General features: G+C 67.1%; 15 protein-coding genes. 2 read left to right on the forward strand and 13 right to left on the reverse strand.

The annotated features are described in order from the left end of the window. Positions 1-32: 32 nt before the first annotated feature. The 4 genes from EWM63_RS02015 to EWM63_RS02030 all read right to left on the reverse strand — a co-directional run bounded on the left by EWM63_RS02015 (position 33) and on the right by EWM63_RS02030 (position 5,823). Complete coding sequence (locus EWM63_RS02015) at positions 33-2,261, reverse strand: formylglycine-generating enzyme family protein (protein ID WP_229487682.1); 2,229 nt, start codon at positions 2,259-2,261, stop codon at positions 33-35. A 125-nt stretch (positions 2,262-2,386) separates the two neighbouring features. After that, a complete protein-coding gene (locus tag EWM63_RS02020; protein WP_130185054.1) occupies positions 2,387-3,298 on the reverse strand; it encodes a carbohydrate kinase family protein in 912 nt (303 codons plus the stop codon). Positions 3,299-3,301: 3 nt separating this feature from the next. Beyond that, positions 3,302-4,537 (reverse strand): AGE family epimerase/isomerase, encoded by a 1,236-nt coding sequence (locus EWM63_RS02025; protein WP_130185055.1) that lies wholly within the window; start codon positions 4,535-4,537, stop codon positions 3,302-3,304. Beyond that, positions 4,534-5,823 (reverse strand): sugar MFS transporter, encoded by a 1,290-nt coding sequence (locus EWM63_RS02030; RefSeq protein WP_130185056.1) that lies wholly within the window; start codon positions 5,821-5,823, stop codon positions 4,534-4,536. The genes EWM63_RS02025 and EWM63_RS02030 overlap by 4 nt, the downstream gene beginning before the upstream one ends. Before the next feature lie 273 nt (positions 5,824-6,096). Between EWM63_RS02030 and EWM63_RS02035 the strand changes: the two genes are divergently transcribed. Then, on the forward strand, positions 6,097-8,397 hold the full coding sequence (locus EWM63_RS02035; protein ID WP_130185057.1) for a GH36-type glycosyl hydrolase domain-containing protein: 2,301 nt from the start codon (positions 6,097-6,099) through the stop codon (positions 8,395-8,397). Between the two features lie 45 nt (positions 8,398-8,442). Here EWM63_RS02035 and EWM63_RS02040 read toward each other — a convergent pair whose 3' ends face one another. The 4 genes from EWM63_RS02040 to EWM63_RS02055 form a co-directional block, all read right to left on the reverse strand. After that, positions 8,443-9,825 (reverse strand): right-handed parallel beta-helix repeat-containing protein, encoded by a 1,383-nt coding sequence (locus EWM63_RS02040; protein WP_207221225.1) that lies wholly within the window; start codon positions 9,823-9,825, stop codon positions 8,443-8,445. 89 nt (positions 9,826-9,914) lie between these two features. Then, the gene (locus tag EWM63_RS02045; protein WP_130185058.1) at positions 9,915-11,216 is read right to left on the reverse strand and encodes an MFS transporter; all 1,302 of its coding nucleotides are present in this window, start codon (positions 11,214-11,216) and stop codon (positions 9,915-9,917) included. Between the two features lie 30 nt (positions 11,217-11,246). Continuing rightward, positions 11,247-11,972, reverse strand: a complete 726-nt coding sequence (locus tag EWM63_RS02050; RefSeq protein WP_130185059.1) for a ribonuclease activity regulator RraA — start codon at positions 11,970-11,972, stop codon at positions 11,247-11,249. A 7-nt stretch (positions 11,973-11,979) separates the two neighbouring features. Next, a complete protein-coding gene (locus EWM63_RS02055) occupies positions 11,980-13,179 on the reverse strand; it encodes a mandelate racemase/muconate lactonizing enzyme family protein (protein WP_130185060.1) in 1,200 nt (399 codons plus the stop codon). A gap of 158 nt (positions 13,180-13,337) precedes the next feature. Between EWM63_RS02055 and EWM63_RS02060 the strand changes: the two genes are divergently transcribed. Beyond that, positions 13,338-14,066, forward strand: a complete 729-nt coding sequence (locus tag EWM63_RS02060; protein WP_165390729.1) for a FadR/GntR family transcriptional regulator — start codon at positions 13,338-13,340, stop codon at positions 14,064-14,066. 157 nt (positions 14,067-14,223) lie between these two features. On the opposite strand, the gene EWM63_RS02065 is transcribed toward EWM63_RS02060, so the two are convergent. The 5 genes from EWM63_RS02065 to EWM63_RS02085 form a co-directional block, all read right to left on the reverse strand. After that, complete coding sequence (locus EWM63_RS02065) at positions 14,224-15,012, reverse strand: hypothetical protein (protein ID WP_130185062.1); 789 nt, start codon at positions 15,010-15,012, stop codon at positions 14,224-14,226. A 40-nt stretch (positions 15,013-15,052) separates the two neighbouring features. Next, positions 15,053-17,893 (reverse strand): TonB-dependent receptor, encoded by a 2,841-nt coding sequence (locus tag EWM63_RS02070; RefSeq protein ID WP_130185063.1) that lies wholly within the window; start codon positions 17,891-17,893, stop codon positions 15,053-15,055. 127 nt (positions 17,894-18,020) lie between these two features. After that, positions 18,021-19,268 carry a XylR family transcriptional regulator gene (locus EWM63_RS02075; protein ID WP_229487683.1) on the reverse strand — a complete coding sequence of 416 codons (1,248 nt, stop codon included), beginning with the start codon at positions 19,266-19,268 and terminating at the stop codon, positions 18,021-18,023. A gap of 441 nt (positions 19,269-19,709) precedes the next feature. Continuing rightward, the gene (locus EWM63_RS02080; protein ID WP_165390730.1) at positions 19,710-20,612 is read right to left on the reverse strand and encodes an SMP-30/gluconolactonase/LRE family protein; all 903 of its coding nucleotides are present in this window, start codon (positions 20,610-20,612) and stop codon (positions 19,710-19,712) included. A 52-nt stretch (positions 20,613-20,664) separates the two neighbouring features. After that, positions 20,665-22,692, reverse strand: coding sequence for a glycoside hydrolase family 97 protein (locus EWM63_RS02085; RefSeq protein ID WP_130185066.1), 2,028 nt, complete (start codon positions 22,690-22,692; stop codon positions 20,665-20,667). Positions 22,693-22,703: the final 11 nt, after the last annotated feature.

The following is a 22,703-nucleotide window of genomic DNA, read 5'->3' on the forward strand; positions in this document are numbered from 1 at the left end:
TGGTGAAACGCGGGGAAAATCGTAAGACAACATCATTGCTGGACATCCTTTACACAGCGAAAACCGGTGAACGCATTGCGGTCCAGGCTGGGCGCCATCAGCAGGAACTTGCCGTGCTGGTCGAGCCGCTGGGCCTGCGGGAAATACCAGTGCGATCCCTGGGGGCGATAGAGGCTGCCGCCGCGCAGCACGGCCGCGCGGGTGTGCTCGTCGCTGAATTCGTCGGTCCACTGCCAGACATTACCGACCAGGTCCATTACGCCGAACGGACTGGCGCCGCCCGGGTGGGCATCGACCGGCGCGGGCGGGCCCGGGTCGCGGCCGGTCTCGGGCTTCGGCACGCGGCCGGCGTCCCATTCGTTGCCCCACGGGTAGAGGCGGCCGTCGGTGCCCTGCGCGGCATACTGCCATTCCCACGACGTGGGCAGGCGCTTGCCGGCCCAGCGCGCATAGGCGCGAGCGTCGTCCAGCGAAATCCATACCACCGGCCGGTTCGCCAGTTCAGGCGCGAAGCGGCCATCCTGCCAGTGACGCAGGTAGTTCTGGCGGTCGCGCGGCAGGTAGCCCGAGGCGTCGACGAAGCGCTGGTACTGCGCATTGGTGACCGGGTAGGTGTCGATGTGGAACGACGGCACCTGCAGCGTCTTGCGGTGGAAGCGGCGCGGCTGATCTTCCCACGGATACTGCACGTCCACCCCGGCCTGGTTGATGCCCTCGACCGCGATGCCGGTGACCCGGAAGTCGAACAGGCCGGCCGGGATGGTGCGCATGCCTTCGGGCGCCGGTTTGCTGCGCGGGCTGGCCCCCTGCTCCACCATCCGTTGCGGCAGCGGTTTCCAGGTCCTGTCGTAGGACGCCAGCGGCCGCGCGCTCATCGGGCGCATCGTCGCCAGCAGCCGGTCCAGCGCGGCATCCTTGGCGCCGGTCGCGAGGACCGCCCCGAAGCCCTTGCCCTCCAGGTCGAAAGCCAGCACGTCCTGCCCATCCGTCGTGCGGCGCGGCGCCAGTTCGACGCCGTGGTAGACGTCGAAATAGCGCATGCCAGCCACGTGCGGCACCGCGAGCTGTTCGCCGTTGACGCCGTATTCGTTGCGGTTGACGATCGTGTACAGGGTGCTGTCCGCGTGCGGCCAGCGGCTGGCCAGCACGCCATGCTGGCGCGTCAGCGTCATCGGTTCCCATCCGCGGCTGGTCAGGTGCTGCGGGAACGCGCGCGAGATCGTGGCGATGCGCCGCAGCGCCTCGCTGTCGCGCACGGTGAAGCCGTTCCAGATCCCCCAGACGCTTTCCCACGTCTCGATGCCCACGCCGTTGAAGAACGCGAACTGCAGCATGTCGGCGCGGTCGCGCTGCCAGCGGTCGTTGACGTGCACCATGTGGCGCGGTTCCAGCCACTTGAACTTGGCCACGTGCACGGCGGGGTTCTGGTTCGCATACGGGTAGTCGAAATAGCCCCAGCTCATCACGTTCCAGCCCAGCTGGTCTTCCTGCGGCGCGATTTCCGGTTCGAACGCCAGCGGATAGCCGATCTTCTCGGCGGCCTGCGAGAACGCCAGCGGCACGCCGGTCATCGTGTCGCCGTTCACGCCATCGGCGCCCAGCTCCTTCATCAGGGCGGCCACCGCGTCCGGCAACGGCCGGCCGGGGTCGCGCGTGCCGGTATCCCAGGGCATCACCGGAAACAGCACGCGCACGCCGTGCGCCTTGAATTCGGCCACCATGCGCTTCACGCCCTCCTTCCCGCCGGGCAGGTGCTCGATCATGTCGAGCTGGTTGCGGTTGTCGATGCCGATATTCGGGTAGATCGGCCAGACCAGCACGGAATCGATGCCGCCATAGCGGGCCACCAGGTCGTCGAGATAGCGGTCGACCGTGTAGCGGCCGGCTACCGGATCGTAGAAATAGCGGTCGTGCACCATCATCTGCGGCTGCACGAAACTTCTGCGCGCCCAGGCCAGGGCAGGTTCGCGGTAGCGTGCATCGTCGTACCGAAGTTCGGCCAGGCGCGCAGTGCGCCACTCGGCCAGCCTGGCGCGCCAGTCGGCCAGCTGCGCGTCGGTGCAGCCGAACGCGTCGCCCGGCTTCTGCGACCATTGCAGCGCCAGGCAATCCGGGCCGGTGATCAGCTGCTTTGTGTTGAACTTGCCGGCGAAAGCCGGGACCGGCGATGGCGGGGCGGCATGGGCCGGCACCGCGGCGTGCGCCAGGTAAAGCGCGGCCAGGACCAGGGCAAGGCGGCGCGGGGACAAGGAAAATCGCATGGAGACTCGATCGTTTCAGTAATGTGACCGGCCCAGTATCGGCACGCCGCCCCAGGCTGGCAATGATGGAAATTGCTAACGGCTTTGCCTTTTTTGCCCGATCAAGGGAACCAGCCCCTGCGGCGTCAGAGCAGGCCGAAAACAACATGGAGCGGCGGCGGCGCCGCCCCTGCCGTGCAGCATGCCGCCGCTCCGGTGGCGACCGCGAAGCGCAGGTGCCCCAGCGGTCCCGGTTCGTCGCGGTACAGCATGCTGTAGACGAGACCGGCGATGCACGCATCCCCCGCGCCGACCGTATCGACGACCGTCACGGGCGGCACGCCGGTACACCACTCTTCCGCCCCCACATGCAGCGAGGCGCCCTGCGCGCCGCGTGTGTACAGCACGGTGGCCTGGGGATTCCAGCTGCGCAGCGTCGCCAGTGCGGCGTCCAGGTCGCTGGTGCGGAACAGTCCGGCCAGGTCTTCGTCGGAGACCTTGATGACGTCCGCCACGGCGGCCATGCGCCGCAGCGTGGCGTCGTACGCGGGCGTCATCACCTTGCGGTAGTTCGGGTCGTAGCTGATCCGCACGCCGCGGCTGCGCAGGGATTCCGCCAGCGCGACCAGGCGTGCCGCCAGCGGCTGGCGCGCCAGGCTGATGCCGCCGAAGTGGACCCAGCGCACCGCGTCCATCCACCCCGGCGGCATGGCCTGGGCATCGAAGCCCAGGTCGGCGCTGTCGCCGCCGACAAAGAAATAGTCCGGCGGATGCGTCTGGTGCACCACCGCGAGCAAGGGATCGCGGTCGTTACGCTGGATGAAGCGCAGGTCCAGGCCGGCCTGCTCGCTGGCCTGCCACAGCGCACGGCCGAAGATATCGCGGCTGATGGCGCCTGCGAACGCGGCAGGCGCACCAAGGGTGGCCATGACGCGCGCCACGTTCCAGGTCGAGCCGCCGGTGACGGCGTGCCAGCGCGTGCCGGCGGCGTTGTCGACGATCAGGTCGGTCAGCGCCTCGCCGACCGCGACGAATGCGGGGTAATTCGATGCCGGCATGGCTTACTCCTCGAGCACGTTGAGCACGTTGAGCCCGTTGAGCACGTTAAGCACTTCGTAGCAGGCGCCCATCGTGTGGTAGTCGGTCTTGCCGGCCGGGCTCTTCTCATCCGTCAGTTTTTCGTTGGCGGGGCCCAGGATGCGGTACCACGCGCCGTGCCGGTGGTCGACGAAATGCTCCCAGCTGTAGCGCCACAGGCGCTCGTACCAGTCCCAATAGCGCGCTTCGCCCGTGCGCGCACCCAGCAGCGCGGCCGCCGCCAGCGATTCGGCCTGCACCCAGAAGTACTTGTCGCCATCGCACACCGTGCCGTCCGGCGCGAAGCCATAGGCCAGCCCACCATGGCGTTCGTCCCAGGCATGCCGCATGGCGGCATCGAACAGCGATACGGCGCGCGGCAACAGCCACGCGGTGTCGCCCCCCAGCGCCACGGGGTGCCGTTCAAGGATCAGCAGCAGCTTGGCCCACTCGGTGAGGTGGCCCGGCTGGAAGCCCCAGGGGCGGAAGATATTGGTCTTGGCATCGCGGTTGTAGTCGGGGTCCACCGACCAGTCCTCGCGATAGTGTTCCCACACCAGGCCATCGGACTGGGCCGCCTGGCGCACGGTGATGCTGCGGGCCAGCATGGCCGCGCGCCGCACGTAGGCCGGTTCGCCGCTCGCCTCGTACGCGGCGATCAGCGCCTCGCACGCATGCATGTTGGCGTTCTGGCCCCGGTACGGCGACCGTTGCGACCAGTCGGCACTGGCCTCGTCGGCGTACAGGCCGTGTTCCGGCTCCCAGAAATGGCGTTCCATCAGGAAGAACGTTTCCGAGATCCAGTCGCGCGCTTCTTCCACGCCGGCATGCAGCGCATGGGCGTAGGCCAGCAGCACGAACGCCAGCCCGTAGCAATGGTTGGTCGCATCGATCACTTCCCTGCGACTGCCGCGCCAGTCGAGCTGCCAGGCATAGCCGCCGGTGCGCGGATCGCGGTGCGCGCAGCGCAGGAAAGCCAGGCCGGCACGCATGCGCGCCGCATCGGCGGGGTCGCCGAACTGGCGGAACGCCATGGCGAAATTGAACACGAAGCGGGTGCTGCTCACCAGGTGGCGCGTATGACGGTCGTAGACGGTGCCGTCGTCGCGGTAGAAGTGATAAAAGCCGCCATCCGGATCGCTGCACCGCGGCGCGTAGAACGCCAGCGTGTGGCGGATATGGCCGAGCAGGAACTCGCGGGACCGGAAGTTCGGCGTCATGCGGGCGTTCCTTCGCGATGCAGGTTGGCATAGCGGATGCCGTAGTACAGGATGAACAGGTAGCAGGCGGCCGGTACCGCGAACGACAGGTGCAGCCCCGCGTGGTCGGCGACCAGGCCCTGGCCGAACGGTACCAGCGCGCCGCCCACGATCGCCACGCACAGGATGCCGGACGCCTGGCCGGTGGCGCTGCCCAGGCGATGCAGCGCCATGCTGAAGATGGTCGGGAACATGATGGAATTGAACAGGCCCACGGCGATCACCGCCCACATGGCCACGCTGCCCTGGCCGAACATGGCCGCCGCCAGCAGCAGCACCGTGCAGGCGGCATTGCCGGCCAGCGTGCGGCCGGGGCTCAGGTGGCGCATCGCGGCCGCGCCGACGAAGCGGCCGATCATGGCGCCGCCCCAGTAGTAGCTGACGTAGTAGGCCGCGTCGGCATGGCTCAGGCCTGCCACGCTCCGCTCGCCGAGGAAATTGATCAGGAAACTGCCGATGCTGACCTCGGCGCCGACATACAGGAAGATGCCGATCGCGCCCAGCAGCAGATGCCGGTGGCGCAGCACCGCCAGCATGCCGCCGCTGGCCTGCGCGCCCTGGGCGATGCGCGGCAGGCGGGCCATCTTGAACAGGATGCCCAGCAACAGCAGCGCGGCGGCCAGCGCCAGGTAGGGCCCCTGCACCAGCGCGGCTTCCTGCGAGCGATAGGCGGCCTGCTCCACCGCCGGCAGAGCGGCGATCTGGTCCGCGGACAGCACCGCGCCGGACAGGATCAGCATGCCGCCCACGGCCGGCGCCAGCGTGGTGCCCAGCGAATTGAAGGCCTGCGTCAGGTTCAGGCGGCTGGCCGCCGTGCGCGGGTCGCCCAGCACCGTCACGTAGGGATTGGCGGCGACCTGCAGCACCGTGATGCCGGCTGCCAGCACGAAGAAGGCGAGCAGGAACAGGCCGTAGCCGCTCACCGCGGCCGGATAGAACATGGCGCAGCCCGCGGCGGCCACGACGAGGCCCGCCACGGCGCCATTCTGGTAGCCGATGCGGCGGATCAGGGCGCCGGCCGGGATGGAGACCACGGCATAGGCGCCGAAGAAGCAGAACTGCACCAGCATGGCCTGCACGTAGCTCAGCGTGTACAGCGCTTTCAGGTGCGGGATCAGCACATCGTTCAGCGCGGTCAGCACGCCCCACATGAAGAACAGCAGGGTGACGATCACCAGTGCGGGCGTGTTGGAGCGTGAACCGTCGTGCTCGGTCACGGCGAGGCCGGGTTGCGGAATGCTTGCCATAGGAATCTCGGAAGGGTGGAAAGGAGCGCGGTGCGCACACCGCATCGGCCGCGACAGTAACATCGAACCGCCTCGATAAATATTGCGAAATTTGCGGTGCCGTCATCAATTTCGCAAGCCGCGCGGGGCCAGGCGACCGCCCGCCCCGCGGCGCGGGACGCACGCGCAGTTTTCATAAAGCCGGGGCGCAAAAAGCGTAATCCTGGGCGGCGGCTGCGTGGCTATGCTGGTCGCACTGGGCAATCGGACCAGGCATTCAACACGGCCAATCGCATGACATCGACTCGACGCACCTTCCTGAAAACCGGCGCCGCCCTGGCTGCCGCCACCCACGCGCTGCCGCTCTTTGCCGCTGCACCCGGCGCCCCCGCCGTCATGCCGATTGGCGAATGGCGCGACGGACGCCACCGGATGCCGGCGTTCCGCTACCGCGGCGCCTTGCCGTTCCGCGCGCTCGACCGCGAAGGCCTCGATGCGCAACAGCCCGACGATCCGATGTTCATCCTTGGTAATTACCGCCTCACCGTGTTTGCCCATGCCAGCGGCGTGCTCGAGATCCTGACGGGCGAACGCGCCTGGGCGCGCGCCAATGCTTCGGGCGAACGCCTCAACTACGGCGAGCACGCCGCCTCGTTGGCAATCGATGGCGCGCCGCGCGTGGACCTCGTGGGCCTGCGCTCGCTGGCTGCCGACCCGGCACGCTGCGACCGCCTGTTCGGCGTGGGCTTCGCACGCCACGACTACCAGGTCGACGGCAACGTGGCCTGCACCCGCATGGTATCGGTGCGCCCGTCGCCCGCCATCCACCGCGGCAATCCCACCCTCGTCATCACGGTGACGCTGACCAACCACGGCACGGCACCGGTGGGACTGGACTACCGCGAACAGGTCGGCAACAGCTACGTGACGGCCGATACGCAGCGCACCGCGCCCGCCGCGCGGCGCGCGCGCTACGAAGCCAGTGTCAGCGTCGATGCGGATCGCGGGTTGGCCCTGTCGACCAACCGTTTCCGCCCGCTTCGGCTGAGGGTGCCGGAGCCGGACGGCGCGGCGTCGATCGACGACACGGCCCCGTCGCATCTGTTCCTGGCCACGCGCGCGGGGACAGGTGGGCGCATCGACGCCGGCGGCGCGGATGCCACGGGCCTGCACGCCCATGCGTGGGCCACGCTGGCACCGGGCGCGAGCGTCACCTTCGACATCGCCATCGGCCTCACGTCGGCGGGCATGGCCGAGGCGCGCAGCCAGGCCGACGAGCTGTTCGCGGCCGCCCGCCGCGACACGCCGGGCGAAGGCCTGTTCCTGGCGGAGTGGGTGCGCCGGCTGCCGGACCTGTCGGCCGAGCGGAACACGCTGTTGCGGCGCGAGGCGCTGTGGAATGCCTACTGCCTGGAGGCGATGGCCACCTGGAGCAGCTACTTCGGCGAAACCTTCATCCCGCAGGGCCAGGTCTACAGCTACCAGGATGGCGAGAACATCTCCAATCGCGACCACGCCCAGGCCGTGCTGCCGCTGGTGTATACCAACCCGGCACTGGCGAAGTCGTCGCTGCGCTACATGCTCAAGCACACCACGCCGGCCGGCGAGATCCGCCGCGGCAACAGCGGGGTCGGCTACAGCGCACCCGGCATCTACAAGGAGAGCGACGAACAGCTGTATGCCTTCATGGCGGTGGGCGAGTACCTGCGCGTGACGGGCGACCATGCGATGCTCGATGAACCGGTCGCGTATTACCCGATCGAGGCAGGGCGCGAGGAAACCGTGCTGACGATGCTCAAGCGCCATTTCACCTACCTGCGCGATGAAATCGGCCTCGGCGAACATGGCCTCGTCAAGATGCTGAACTCGGACTGGAGCGACTCGTTCTTCCACACGGTGCCGGTCAACACGGTGTTCCATTCGGCCGAATCGCACATGAACAGCGCCATGGCGCTGGCGGTCATCCCGCCGCTGATCGAAGCCCTGGAGGCGGCACGCAAGCCGGCAGCGCGGGAACTCGTCTCGGCCCTGCACGACTACGTGGCGGCGCTGCGCAAGGCGTTCTTCGCCGACCTGGGGAACCGCGACTTCGCTGCACGCGCCTACCTGGGCGAGGGCAAGGGCTGCTTCGGCGAGGACATCGTCTGCATCGAGGCGCAGGGCTTCCTGCTGCAGCTGCCCGACCTGCCAGCGGCGCGCAAGGCACGCATGTACGCGCGCATCAAGCCGGCCCTGCTCGAACCCACCGGCTTTCGCGTGCATGAAAAGCCGATCTTCGGCGGCAAGGGCGAAGGCGAGGACGGCGCCGTATGGGCGGCGCTGGAACACCAGCTGCTCAAGGGCGTGCTGAGCTTCGACAAGGCGGAAGCGGAACGCCTGCTCGAGCGCATGAGTTTTGCCACGCGCGCCCGCGTCTATCCGCGCTACTGGATGGGCCAGTGGACCCGCTTCGACGGCATGCAGAGCACGCTGTCGCCGCGCGAGGGACTGTTCAACTACTGGTTCCCCGAACTCTTCAAGGTCGCCTTCGTGGGCTTCTGCTCGCATGCCCATGCGTGGCCGCTGTACAACTACATGCTGCTGCGGCGCGGCTGACGGTGGTGCCGGCGGCGCCCATGCCGCGGCATGGGCGCCAGCCGGTCAGCGCTGTTCGTACGCGCCCCGGTCGCGGCCCTTGCCCTGGGGCCGGCGCGCACCCGCCAGGTCGTCGGGCTGGGCCACGTCGCCGGTACCCGAACCGATGGCCGCACTGCCCGGCTTGACGCGAAAATCGGCGCGGCGCAGGTCGGTGTAGGGATCGACGAAGCGGGGGTCGGCAACGATGTCGTTCGGCCCCCGGATCACGTCCTGCGCCACGGGATACAGGTTGTAGTCCCAGCGGATGTCGGTGTTGCGATTGTTCGACGTGACCTTCGCGCCGGGGCGCGGCACGATGATGTTGTTGAGGATGACGATATCGCGCGAGCGGTTCGGAAACAGTTCTTCATAGCCCACCACCGCGCCGTTCCAGTAAGTGGTGTTGTTGACGATGTCGACGTGCGAGGTGCGGAAAGTATGGATGCCAGAGCCACCGTTGAAGGCCGACAGGTTGTTGGCCACCAGCGCGCGGTTCTTCCACAGCGGCCGCTTCGGCTTCGCGGCCGGGGCGGCGGTGGCGGTGGCCGCCGTTTCCTTCTCCACCACGGCGTCGGCGTTCGGATTGGTCGCGCCGCCGGCGTCGTCCGGATCGCTGACGTCCAGCAGGATGCCGTTGCCGTCGCTCAGCTTGCCGATACGCTCCCACGGCACCATGGTCTTGTTGTTCCACACGACGTTGCGGCGCACGATGATGTGGTAGCCGGGCTTGTCGTCGAACGCCCAGTTGTTCAGGAAGGTGATGCCGGAGCCGCCATAGCGCATGTACCAGGCGTTTTCAAACACCTTGTTGTCCTCGACCGTGACGTAGTCGGCCTCGATGACGACGATGCCGCCGCCCGGCATCTTCGACACGGTGCAGTTGCGCACGACGATGTGATGCGGCTTGCTGTCCGGCGGGTTGTTGCGCCCTTCCACGAAGATGCCGTTGGTATTGTGCTCGGCATCGAAGCCCGGCTTCTTGCTCGCCTCGATCGCCTTCAGCAGTACCAGCTCGTCGTTATGGCCGGTGACCGTCAGGCCGTCGAACACGTGGTACGAGCCGTTGACCTCGATGGCCGACCACTGGCGCGAGCGCAGGTCCGGCTTCTCGCCCTTCCTGGCCTTCCACGTGATCCAGGCGTCCGGCCGGCCGGACTTGCGTACTTTCAGCAAGGCGGTGTTATGGCCGCGGTCCGCGTCCGGTTCGCTGCGGTAGATGCCGCCGCCGATCAGGACCACGTCGCCGGGTTCGACAACCGATTCGGCCTTCTGCAGCGTGCGGAACGGCGCGTTGGCACTGGTGCCGCTGTTGTCATCGCTGCCTTTCGGCGATACGTGCCAGTCGCGCGCTTCGGCTGCGGCGCTCAGGGCCAGCAGCAAGGGAATCCACCTGAACATCTTCGACATCCTGTCTTCTCCAAGGTTTTATTTGTCTGATCGCTTGCCGGCACGGCGGCCGTAGTTCATGTCACCTTCATGTCACCATCATGCCGCCTTCATGTCGCCTTCATGGCGGCCGCTTCGGCCTTCACGCGCCGGCCGTAGCCCACCTGCAGGATCACGGCCGCCAGCGGATGCATGCAGGCCAGCGCCAGGAAGACCGGCAGGTAGCCGACCAGGTCGAGCGTGATGCCGACATAGCTGGTGAAGAACGACGCGCCGACCGTGCCGCAGGCGTTGACCAGGCCGAGTGCGACGCCGACGCCCTTGTCGCGGAACAGGTCGGTGACCATGATGTTGGCGAACACCAGCCACAGGTAAGCCACGAAGTAGGCCACCGACAGCAGCGCGATCACCAGCGGCAGGCTGGTGCTGTGCGGCACCAGGAAGATCAGCGGCGCCAGCACGGCGCTGCACTGCATGATGCGCATGCGGCTGCGCACGGGCGACCAGCCGCGCTTGACCAGCCGGTCCGAGAAGATGCCGATGCCGACCATGATGATGGACGCCACCAGCGGCGCGATCCACAGCAGGTAGCCGATCTCCTTCAGGGTCAGGCCCATCTTTTCCTGCAGGTAGCCGGCCTGCCAGTAGTTGAGGAAGAACCACAGCGGATCGGACACCACGCGGGCCAGCAGGATGCCCCACAGGGCCGGATGCCGCAGGATGTCGAGCGCACGCGCCTTCACCTTCGGTGCGCCCGCCCGATCGCGATAGGCCGGCGGGTTGCGGTCCGCGAAGAACCATGCAATTCCGAAGAAGATGCCGATCGCCCCCGGCAGGATGAAGGCATAGTGCCAGCTGGTCTGCAGCGTGATCCACACGATCAGCGGCGTGCAGATGATCGGCCCGGCCGACTGCAGCGCGCTGCGCAGCGAGCCGGCGGTGCCGATCTTCGCCTTCGGGAACCAGATCACCAGCGCCATCATGGATGCCGGCAGCAGGCCCGCTTCGGCCGCGCCGATGATGGCGCGGTAGACGATCATTTCTTCCAGCGAACGCGCCACGCCGCACAGCAGCGTGGCGCTCGACCAGAGGATGACAAAGGTCGACAGCGTGCGGCGCGTGCCGTAGCGGTCGACCAGCGCCCCGCAGACCGGGTAGAACAGCGCATAGGGGATCAGGAACGCGTTGACCAGCATCGAGTAGCCGGCGTTGTCGGTGCCGAACTCCGCCATCAACGTGGTCTTCAATGCCGAGATCGACTGCCGGTCGATGATGCCGAGGATGCTCTCGATCGTCAGCAGCGCCAGGATGATCCAGGCCTTGAATGGCACGGTATCGTCCGGCGCCGCGGCCGTCGTCGCGGTGGACCCGGGGGCGGCACCGGCCGCCTGCGGTGGGGAAATGCTGGCCATCGTGGACTCGCCTCAGTGGATGCGGGGGTATCAGGCCGCCACGTCTTCACCGCGCGCGCGCAGCCAGGCATGGTAGCGCACCGTGGTGTCCGGGTCGGTGGCCGGATACAGGCCGATGATGCCGCGCCCCCCGGTCACTTCCTCCAGCACGAAGGCCTCGAAGCGCTCCATCTCGGCCGCTTCGCCGGCCAGTTCCTCGACGAGGTGGGCCGGGATGCAGACCACGCCGTCGTCGTCGCCCAGCATCAGGTCGCCCGGGTAGACCGGCACGCCGCCGCAGGCGATCGGCAGGTTGAGGTCGATCGCGCGATGGCGGATCAGGTTGGTGGGGGCCGACGGGCCGCTGCAGTAGGCAGGCATGTCGAGCGCCGCGATGCCGGCCGCATCGCGCAGGCCGCCATCGGTGACGATGCCGCCGGCACCGCGCACCTGCATGCGGGTGGCCAGGATGCTGCCAGCCGAGGCCACGCTCGTATCGCCGCGGCAGTCCATCACCAGCACCGCGCCTTGCGGAATGGTCTCCACGGCCACGCGCTGCGGGTGTTGCGGGTCGCGGAACACGGTGATCGGATCGAGGTCTTCCCGCGACGGGATGTAGCGCAGCGTGAAGGCGGGCCCGAGCAGGCGCTGGCCCGCCTTCAGGGGCCGGGCACCCTGGATGAATACGTTGCGAAAGCCGCGCTTGTACAGCAGTGACGTCAGCGTTGCGGTGCTGGCCTGCGCCAGGCGCGCCAGGGTCTCCTTGGAATAGTTCATATGCGGCTTAGCTCCGTTTGAAATAGTGATGGCGTCCCTGGCGGGACTGGAAATAGACGGCTTCCGCCTCGGTGCCGGGCGCATACGCGCCCGCCCCTTCGGTGATCGGCAGGCGGCAGTTGCGCACGCTCGGATGCGCGGCGATGAATGCCTCGTCGATGTCGACACCCAGGCCCGGACGGTCCGGCACCAGCAGGTGTCCGCCGACACATTCGAGCGGCTGGCTGAGCACCGCCTGCTTGCCCGTCCAGTCATCCTCGAAGCGCTCGAGGATCAGCGCGTTCGGGATCGCCGCCAGCAGGTGCACGGCGGCATATTCGGCCACCGGCCCCAGGGTGCCGGCGTGCGGCGCCATGCTGACGAAATGCGCTTCGGCCAGCGCGGCGATCTTCTTCATCGGGGTCAGCCCGCCGGCGCGGCCGGTGTCGGGCTGGATCACGTCGACGAGGCCATCGGTGATCAGGCTGCGCGCACCGTACAGGCCGGCCAGGCGTTCGCCCGCCGCCAGCGGCACGCTGGTGGCATCGCGTACCCGGCGCATGGCGTCCACCGCTTCGGGCGCCACCGGCTCCTCGACGAACAAGGGATGGAACTGTTCCAGCTCGCGGCACAGCGCGATCGCATCGGGCGCGGTCAGCCAGGGCGGGCCGTGCAGGTCGACCATCAGGTCGATCTCGTCGCCCAGCGCGGCGCGCAGGTCGGCCAGCTTGCCCAGCGGATCGGCCACGCCACCGGTCTTGATGGCGGTGTAGCCGCGCGCCACGAGGCTCATGGCATTTTCCACCGTGCTGGCATGCGAGTACGCGCGGATGCGCTCGCGCACCTTGCCGCCCAGGAGGTTCCACACCGGGGTATCGAGCACCTTGCCCTTGATATCCCACAGCGCCATGTCCAGCCCCGACATCGCGCCGTGCCCGACCACGCCGGACTGCCCGTGCCCCATCAGCGCGGTATGCATGCGCTGCCACAGCCGTTCGATGTGCGTGGGATCTTCGCCGACGAGGATATGCGACAAGTCGCGCACCGCAGCCTCGGCCACGCGTGGCCAGCCGCTGCATTCGCCCAGGCCGGTGACGCCGGCATCGGTGTAGATCTTAACGAACAGCCAGTTGCGCGTGCCCGCGCTGCTGATGCCATTGGCCGACCAGGCGGTTTCCTTCGGCGAACCGGCCTGCATCAGGAATGTCTTGATTTCAGTGATTTTCATGACTGCCCTATCGTGGCGATCCCGTCGGCTCGTGCAAACGTCGTCGCGACTGTGAAATGTGGCTTCCGACGATTGCCGCGCCGGCATGGACGCGCTACCATGCACCATCTGTAATTTGATTTATCATATCACATATCTTAACAGTTGAAGGAATGAAAATGGAACCCATTGCTGTGGTCCACGAGCCACGCCGGTCGTTGACCCAACAGGTGACGGAAGAAATCACGACCTGGATTACCACGGGCCGCTATGCGCCCGGCGATCACCTGCCGCCCGAGGCGGAGCTGGCGCGCATCTTCAACGTCAGCAAGCCGAGCGTGCGGGAAGCGCTGAAGCATCTCGTCGCGGTCGGCGCCGTGGAAATCTCGCACGGCAAGCCGCCGACCGTAAGCCAGATGAATTCCGTGCCGCTGGTGAATTTTTTCCATCTGGCCGTGAACAGTGGGAACGAGAGCCTGCGCGAGGCCGTGGAGCTGCGCCGCGGACTGGAAATCGAAAGCATGCTGCTGGCCACGGAACGCGCGACACCGGAAGACATCGCGCGCCTGGGCAAGCTGATCGAGACGCTCGACCGCCACAAGGCCGACTACGACCAGTGGGTACCGGCGCACGTGGAATTCCACGCCGCCCTGGTCGCCGCGTCGCACAACCGTTTCTACACCTTCCTGCAGGATGCGCTGAAGAGCACCATCGAGCGCATCAACCGGCAGATCATTGCCGCCCAGCCCGCGCGCGATCCGGCGGTCAGCTTCCGCCGCCACGTCGAGCTGTTCGAGGCGATCAAGAGCGGCAAGCGGGACAAGGCGCGCGAAGCCATCGAACGCCACTTCGACGCCGTCGACGCCATCGTCAACGCGACCGTGCGCAAAGCCGGCCGGCAAGGCTAGTGTCGGCGACGTCCGGCGGAAGCCGGGCCAGGTGTTGCACTAACAACAAACTGGGGACGTACCCCTGTTTCCAGGAAACTCTCGCACTGAGCAAATATTTCCGCTAAACAGGGGTACGTCCCCAGTTTTATTCCGATGAAATATTCGATGGCCCGTGTTACGGCAGCAGGCGTGCCCTGGCGTCCGCGTGCAGCAGCGCCAGTAGCGGTGCCGCCGGCAGGCCGCCCGCATCGATGACGTTGCTGGCGGCATTTGGCGCCGCCAGCGGCCTGGCCCGCAAGTCCTCCATCACCTTGCTCTGCGCATTGCCCGGATTGCTCGCCGTCCTGGCCACCAGCTGGCCGGTCAGGAAGTCGGCCGGGATGGCGACGGCGGGTGCCGCCTCGCTGGCCTGCGCCACGGCGATCACGCGGCCCAGCGATGCATCCAGCGTGACCTGGTTGGCCATCAGGTCGCGGAAGCGATTGAGCTCGGCAAGCGCGCTGCCCGGCTGGGTGGCGTAGTTGCTCTGGCCTGCCGGGAACACGAAGCCGGTCTGGGCCCAGACATACTGGGTCAGCATTTCAGTCAGCGGCGTGACATTGGCGCGGCTGCCGTCGCCGGCGGCAAGCGAGCGCAGCACGGTCGCGGTGGTGCCGCTGACGATGGTGGCGGTGACCACGCACGGGCCGGACGTCAAGCCAGTGGTCGTCACCGTGTAGTTGCCGCTGGCATCGCTCATGGCGGTGCCATGGCCATTGCGGCAGTCGAGCGTCACCGGCACGTTCAGCGCCGTGGTGGTGGCGTCGGCGGCCCGGCTGGTGGCGACCGTGCCGCTGACGGTGATCGGCTTCGATTGGAACGGGATATCCGGGTCCTCGGTGCCGCCGCAGGCGGCCAGCGTGGCGAGGATGGCGAGGGTGGATGCGCGCAGCACGCCGCGCAGGATGGTCGATCTGGTCGTCATGTTCAGTCCTTGGATGTCTGTGCCGGCGGGATGGCCCGCATCAGAATGCGCCGCGCAGGGTCAGCGAATAATTGCGGCCTGGCTGGTTCGCGCCATCCAGGCGCGACCGCTCATCGCCGTTGCGTCCCTCGAAGTGACGCAGGTATTCGTAGGTGCGGGTGTCGGTCAGGTTGGTGGCGTCGAGGCGCAGTTCGAACATTTTGTTGAACTTGTAGCTGACCGTCATGTCCAGGTAGCCGCGCTTGTTGTACCAGCGCTGGTAGCCGAGCGGATTGAGCGCCGTATTGGTGAAGTTGGCGAACTCGCTCTTGCGGTTGTACGAGGTGCGGAACGCGAACGGGCCTTCCTCGTAGTAGATCGTGGCGGCGATGGTGCGGTTCGGAACGATCGGTAGTTCGTAGACGATGTTGTTGTAGGTGCGATTGACACCGGCCGTCTTGATGCTGGTCAGGCTCAGGATCGAGCCGAGGTTGTTGAACGGATACGGCAGGAAGCGGTAGTTCTGCTGGTGGGTCAGCTCCAGGCCACGGATATGGAATGCCTCGGCATTCTCGAAGAAACGCACTTCCGTCGGCAGGTTCGGATCGGCCTGCAGGTCACGCTGCACGTTGGACGTGAACAGCGTGACCGGAATGCCCAGGGCGCTGAACGGCTGGAACACCGAACGCGTGTTCGGGCGATCCTTGATGTTCTTGCGGTAGGCCGACACCGCCACCACGCCGCCTTTCTCGAAGTACCACTCGACGCTGGCGTCCAGGTTCGTCGAGCTTTCCGGCTTCAGTTCCGGATTGCCGATCTGCACCGCCAGGTCGCCCGCATTGGGCACGTTGATCGACCGGGCGATGGCCGAGATCGAACTGCGCTTGATGGTCTTGCCCACCGAGCCGCGCACCACCAGGTCGTCCGTCAGGTCGTACGACAGGCTGGCCGACGGCAAGGCATTGGTGTAGCTGCCGGACAGGGCGGCCGGCACGTAGCCGGCGGAGGTCAGCCGGTAGTTATCGACCTCGGAACCGGTGCGCACATAGCGCACGCCGGCATTGGCGCGCAGTGGTCGGCCGAAGACTTCCTTCTCGAAATCGGACTGGACATAGAATGCCCGCACGGTTTCCACCGCGGTAAACGTACTGCCCAGGTTGGAAGGCGAGGAACGGTTGGCATTGACTGCATCGAGCGTGTTGTAGACGAAGTCGCGCGACACGGTCAGCCAGTCGCGCGGCACGTCGCCGCCGGCCCTGATCTTGTTCAGGTCGTTCGACACGAGGAACTGGCGGGCGAACGCATACCGCTCGGCATTGCCGGCCGGTGTGTTTGGCAGCGAGCCGTACAGGCGCCCGTCGGCCAGCGGCAGGTTGTTCAGCAGGTTGGTCGGCAGGTACTGGTTGGCGATCTTAGTGCTCTCGACCTGGCTCAGCCCCATCTTCAGCTTGCCCTCCACGCCCCACAGCGTGTAGTCGTACTGCATGCCGACACGGAATGCCTTCTGCTTGTCGGTCTCGGTCTGGTAATTGCCGCCGCTGTAGCTCAGCAGGTTGTAGTTGTTGGCGTCGAGCAGGTTGCGGTCGGTGCGGATGTCCGGGAACATCGCATCCTTCGTCGTGTTGAACGTGATGGTCTGGCGGTTCGCCACGTCGTTGGCGTCCAGGGTGACAGTCGATCCGCTGCGCCACGCCTTGCTCTCGTTGATCGACAGCGAACCGGTGAAGCGCAGGTCGCTGTTGACGCGGTAGCGTGCATTGATGGCGTTGTACAGGAAGCGCGTTTCGGAGACGCCCAGCACGGCGTTGGTGGCGGCCGTATAGTTGCCGATCGTGCCCTGCACGTTGTTGTTGGCGTCGATGGTCACGTCGACCGGCACCAGCGCGCGCGCGCCCGTGCTGGCGTTCGTGATCCAGTTCATGTAGTTGTTCTTGGTATCGTCGTTCAGCTTGGAATACAGCGAATCCCAGCTGATGTCGAGCTTGTCGCCCTTGTACTGCAGCGAGTTGGCCACGCCCACGCGCTCGCGCTCGTTGTCGGTGGCGGTCAGGCGCAGGAAGCGCGGCATGTTGGCGTCGTACAGCTGGGCGGCGGTCAGGCTGCCCAGGTTGGCGCGGGGATCCACCAGGTTCCAGCCATACTGGAAATTGCCCTGGGTGAAGCGCTGGTTGTAGCTGGCATACGTGCCGGTCGACTGGAAGCCGGCGTTGGCGTTGTGCGTGCGGTTGCCGGCGATGCTGGTCAGGAAGCCCCACTTGCCCCAGGTATTACTGAACAGGACGTTGGCACGCGGCGTGCTGTCCTTGCTGCGGTTGTTGTAGGTGCCGGTCACGCTGTAGCTGAGCACCCTGCCCTTGCGGTCGAAGGGGCGCGGCGTCTGCATGTCGACCACGCCGGCCACCCCGCCCTCTTCCAGCTCAGCCAGCGGCGTCTTGTATACGTCGACGCGGCCGAACAGTTCGGACGGGAACACGTCGTAGTTGAAGTCGCGCGTGGAGCTGCCGATCGCCCCGGCGGACGTGGCGCGCACCGGCGCGCCGTTGAACGTGGTGACCGTGTATTCGGAACCGAGGCCGCGCAACTGGATGCGCTGGCCTTCGTTGCTGGCGCCATCCTTGACCACTTCCACGCCAGGCAGGCGCACCAGGGCATCGGCCACGTTCTGCTCGGGGAACTTGCCCAGGTCTTCGGCGACGATCGAATCGCGCTGGCCGATCGAGGCGCGTTTCAGGTCGAGCGATTTCTCCAGGCTGGAGCGGAAGCCCGCGACCGTCACGGTCTGGATTTCCGCGCCGCCCTGCGCTTCCGCGGTTGCGGTGGTTTGCGCCCAGCCGGGCATCGCCATTGCGGCGCACGCCCCTGCAACGGCGGCGCTCAGCAATGTTCTCTTGGTGGTGGCCATTCTTGTCTCCTGAGTAAATATCTGGCTTGTCGAAACACGATGCGATCGAAGATTTATATTATCAGATATCTGTTCTCTTACAAGATGCGTGTTGGATAATTTGCTGGCGTCGAGATACAGCGGATCATCAGGCAGCCATGCGGCCCGCCATCGGCCCGGCAGACAGGGGCCGCGTCATCGCGGGATGGAACGACATGTTTGCCGCACTTGCCTTAAGCTGATACTCGCGCGGAGTGCAGCCCATCTCGCGTGCAAAGACCGTGTACAGGTACTGCACCGACGTGAACCCGCATTCGAGGGCCACGTCGGCGATCTTCCATTGGCCGCTGGCAAGGTACTGCTTTGCCTGTTCCAGCTTGTAGCGCAGGATTTCCTCGTGCACGCTGTGGCCCAGTTCACGGCGGAACGTGGCATCGAGCCCCGACCGGCACACGCCGACGAAATCGGCGACCTGCTCGGACTTGATGCCGCGCCGCGCCCGCTGGCGAATGAAATGCAGCGCACGGGTAATGTGCGGATGGTGCTCGCCGGTGCGCGAACACGTTGCCTGGGCGTTGACGCCGACAGGCGCCACCAGCACCGGGGTCGTGCCGACCGGCTGCCCCAGCAGTGAGCGGTGCAGCAGGCGCGCCGCGGTGCGGCCCATCTCGGCGGCGCCCTGGATGACCGAGCTGAGCGGAACTGGGGCCAGCGCATGCGCGAGCGCATCGTTGTCGACACCGATGATGGCCACGTCGTGCGACACGGCGAGGCCCGCGATGGCGCAGGCCTGGATCAGCTGGCGGGCGCGCGCATCGGTGACGGCGATGATGCCGACCGGGCGTGGCAATGACCGCAGCCAGCCGGCCAGCTCGTCGAGACCGCGCTCCCAGCCGGCGATGCCGCCGTCGTGCCCCCGGTAGATCACGGGCTCGAGATGGTCGGCGCGCATGCGGCGCGCGAACGCTTGCTCGCGTTCCAGCGCCCAGCGCCGGTTCCGCGCCGGCGGAACGCTGTACAACGCGAAGGACGAGATCCCGGCATCGATCAGGTGGTCGTGGGCCAGCCCGATGATGCGTTCGTTGTCGGTGGCCACGTAGGGCACGCCGGCCGGATAGTCGGCCGGGTTGGCATAGGAGCCGCCGACCCCGACCACGCGCGCCCGACAGCCGGCCAGCGCGGCGGCCACGTCCGGATCGTCGAAGTCGGCGATGATGCCGTCGCCCTGCCACTGCGCGATGCCGTCGAGGCCGCGGCGGAAATCGTCTTCGACGAACAGGTCCCAGTTCAACTGCTGGGCACGTTTGTAATCGGCCACGCCGGCGATCACGTCGCGCTCATGGCCCTTGTTGGCATTGAACAACAGGGCAATACGATGGCGGGGGATAGGACTCATCTCGGGCTCCATGCGGGGATATGACAGTGCCCGGCCGGCAATGGGCCGCTGGGCCGAAGCATTGGATGGCGCGCAATGCGCCTGTGATCAAGCCGGGATGAAAATTGCGTAGAGGGGGTGCATGGCGGTCTCCTGGTATGGGTTGCCGGCTGGACGAAACCTCGGTCACCGGCTGCCTTTGGTTGGCTTGACTTATATGATATCAGATACCATACAGCGCGCAAGCGCTGGGCCAAGCTTGTGACGTAGTTGCAACGTTGTACCGTGGGCCGTGGGCAGGCGGTGCTGGAGCATTGCGGCGTGGCCACCAGAGAGAGGGTGCGCGACGCGATCGGGGAGGCAGGGAGCCGAAAAGTCAGGAGATGCTGCGGAGATATGGAGGGACAGGCAGGCAGCCCATGACCGGCGGCGCATTGCGCAGCCGCCGGGATACCGTTGTCGTCAGCCTTGCAGCCGGACTTCGGCCTGGGCCACGCCGATCGGGCCCACGTGCACGGCGAACAGGTGGCCTGCCAGCGGCTGTGCTGCCCGCTGCGAAGGATCGAGCGTGGCGCTGATGCTGGTGATGAACAGCGTGTCCAGCCGTGCACCACCGATCGCGACCTTGCTCGGCTTCGCGACAGGCAGCTCGATACGGCGGTCGACCCGGCCATCGGGCGTGATGCGCAGCACGGCCCAGCCGTCGACCGCGGCGATCCAGTAGCAGCCGTCGGCATCGACGGTGGCGCCGTCCGGCCTCCCGGGCAGGAGCGCCGTGTCGAAGAAGAGCCGGCGGTTCGACAGCGCCCCGGTCGCGCCATCGAGGTCGTATTGCCAGACACGGTTGACGGCGGGATGCGAATCGGAAAAGTACAGGATGCGCCCGTCCGGGCTGCAGGCAAGCCCGTTCGACAGCCCCAGCCCTTCCAGCCGGCGCACGGGCTGGCCGTGGCCGTCCCATCCGAACAGCTCGCCGGTCCGGGGTCCATTCAGCCCGGCCACGTTCATGGTGCCGCACCAGAAACGACCGAACGGGTCGACCACGCTGTCGTTGCAGCGGTTGTAATCGGCATGGTCGAGCGTCAGCACCGCGTCCACCGCGCCGCTGCCGGGATCGAGGCGCCAGTAACCGCTTTGCAGCCCGACAAGGATGCCGCCGTCGCTGGCCGGCGCGACGCAGCCGGTGCGTTGCGGCAGGACCCAGCTTTCCATTGCGCCGGTGACCGGATCGTAGCGCAGCACCGCATTGGCCCAGGCGTCGACCCACAGCAGGCGGCTGCTGCGGGTGCACCAGACCGCCCCCTCCCCCACCAGCGCCGCCATGTGCGACACCACTTCCAGGCCAGCTTGCAGTCGCCGGCTCATGGCTGCGTCCTTTTGTCGGCCATGGCCGTCCGCCCGGCCCACCGGCGCGCCGTCATGGCGCGCGGCGCAGCACGACCGCGGCGCCACCCGACGCTGCGAGGTCCAGGCGCAAGCGGGCGCCTGCATCCACCGTGCGATCGGACACCTTCAGCGTGTCGGGCGCGGCGCCGTCTTCCCACACGCGGGCCTGGTAGCGCCCCTGGCCGAGGAAGTCGAGCGGCAGGTCGATGGTGCGCGCCTGCTCGTTGCTCATCGCGCCGATGTACCAGTCGTTGCCGGAACGGCGCGCGGTGACCACGTACTGGCCGATATCGCCCTGCAGCACGCGGGTTTCATCCCATGTGACCGGCACGGCCTTGATGAAATCGACGCCGTCCTGCCAGCTGCCGTCCGCCTTGCGGTAGGACGGCGGGCTGTCCGACACCATCTGCAGCGGCGTGTCGTAGACCACGTACATCGCCACGTTGTGCCCGCGCGTAGTCTGCACGTAGGGATTGTTGAAACGGATGTTCTGCTGCATCGCGCCGGGCGCCACATGGCGCATCGCGCCCGGTGTGTAGTCGCCTGGCCCGAGCAGCATGCGCGTAAATGGCAGGGTGACGTTGTGGGTGGCGGTCACGCGCGAACTCCATTTGTTGAATTCCGCGCCCATGATGCCTTCCTGCGTGAGCAGGTTCGGCCAGGTGCGCTCCAGGCCCATCGACGGGTAGCCGCCATGCATGTTGACCATGATGCGGTGCTGCGCCGCCTTGCCGATCAGGCGCTCGTAGTAATTGACCATCTGCTGGTCGGCGCGGTTCATGAAGTCGACCTTGATACCCTTGATGCCCCAGCGCTCGTAGGTGGCCAGCGCCTTGTCCATCTGCTGGTCCAGCTGTTCCCACTGCAGCCAGAGCCACACGCCGACGCCCTTGGTGCGGGCGTAGGCGATAACGGCCGGCAGGTCCAGTTCGGGCTTGTGGCGGGTGACGTCGGCGCCCTTCACGGGCTCGATCGCGCTGCCCACCGACCAGCCTTCGTCGATCATGATGTATTCCAGCCCCAGCTCGGCGGCGAAGTCGACGAAGGCCTTGTAGGTGGCGGTGTTCATGCCCGGTTCGGCCACGGCCGCCTGCGAGCCGTTCCACCAGTCCCACGCCACCTTTCCCGGCTTGATCCAGCTGGTATCGGCGATGCGCGACGGCGCGGCCAGCGTCTGCACCAGGCTGGTAGTGGCCAACGCTGCCGGGCTGTCGGCCACCATCAGCACGTTCCAGGGGGTCCTGAAGCCTTCCTTGCCGAGCGTGGCCTCGGCGATCGACGTGGTCTGGCGCCGGCTGGACGGGGTATCGAAGCGCACCGGGTGCTTGAGCTGCACGCCCGGCGCGCCGTTCTCGCGGCCGCCCACGAACGCCACCGGGTAGTCGCGCACGTCGGACACGGTCAGCGCGATCGTGGTGCCGGCCTGCCCGGTCTTGCACACCAGCGGCAGCGTGTACAGGCTCGCGTCGCGGATCTTGGAGGCCTTGACCGGGTCGAACTCGCCCTCGTGCCCGCCGGTGTACTGGCCCTGGTTGTAGCCCCAGCAGTCGAAATCGGCGGCGAACGCATACTGCGTATCCTCCTTTTTGATCGCCAGCCGCTCGCCGGGCGTGCCATGGATCACGTAGCGGAACGCGGCACCCTGGTCGTACAGGCGGAACACCACGTCGATGCGCCGCTGCGGCAGCGCCGCATCCTGGTAGGTCAGGATCGTCTCGCGATAGTGGTCGGGCACCCGGGCGAAGCGCCCTGCAACCGGCGCCCAGCTGTCCTTCACTTCGCGCGCCGGGCTGGCGCCGACCAGCCGGTAGCCCTTGCTGCCGGCTTGCGGGGTCCAGGTGCGCAGGCTCAGCGGCGATGGCATCAGGATCGGCTTGCCGCCGTACGACAGCGTGAACGAGGCGATGCCGTCCGGCTTGCCCTCGGCAAGCGGCGCGTCGCCGAAGCTGGCGGACAGGCGGCCGTCCGGCGACGTGAGGGCGGGCGCGGCATGCACCGGCGTGCTCGTCAGCGTACTTGCCAGCGCCAGCGCGGCCAGCGGGGAAATGGTGCGTTTCATGGAACTTCCTG

This window comes from Pseudoduganella lutea (genome assembly GCF_004209755.1).
GTDB classification, from domain to species: Bacteria; Pseudomonadota; Gammaproteobacteria; order Burkholderiales; family Burkholderiaceae_D; genus Rugamonas; species Rugamonas lutea.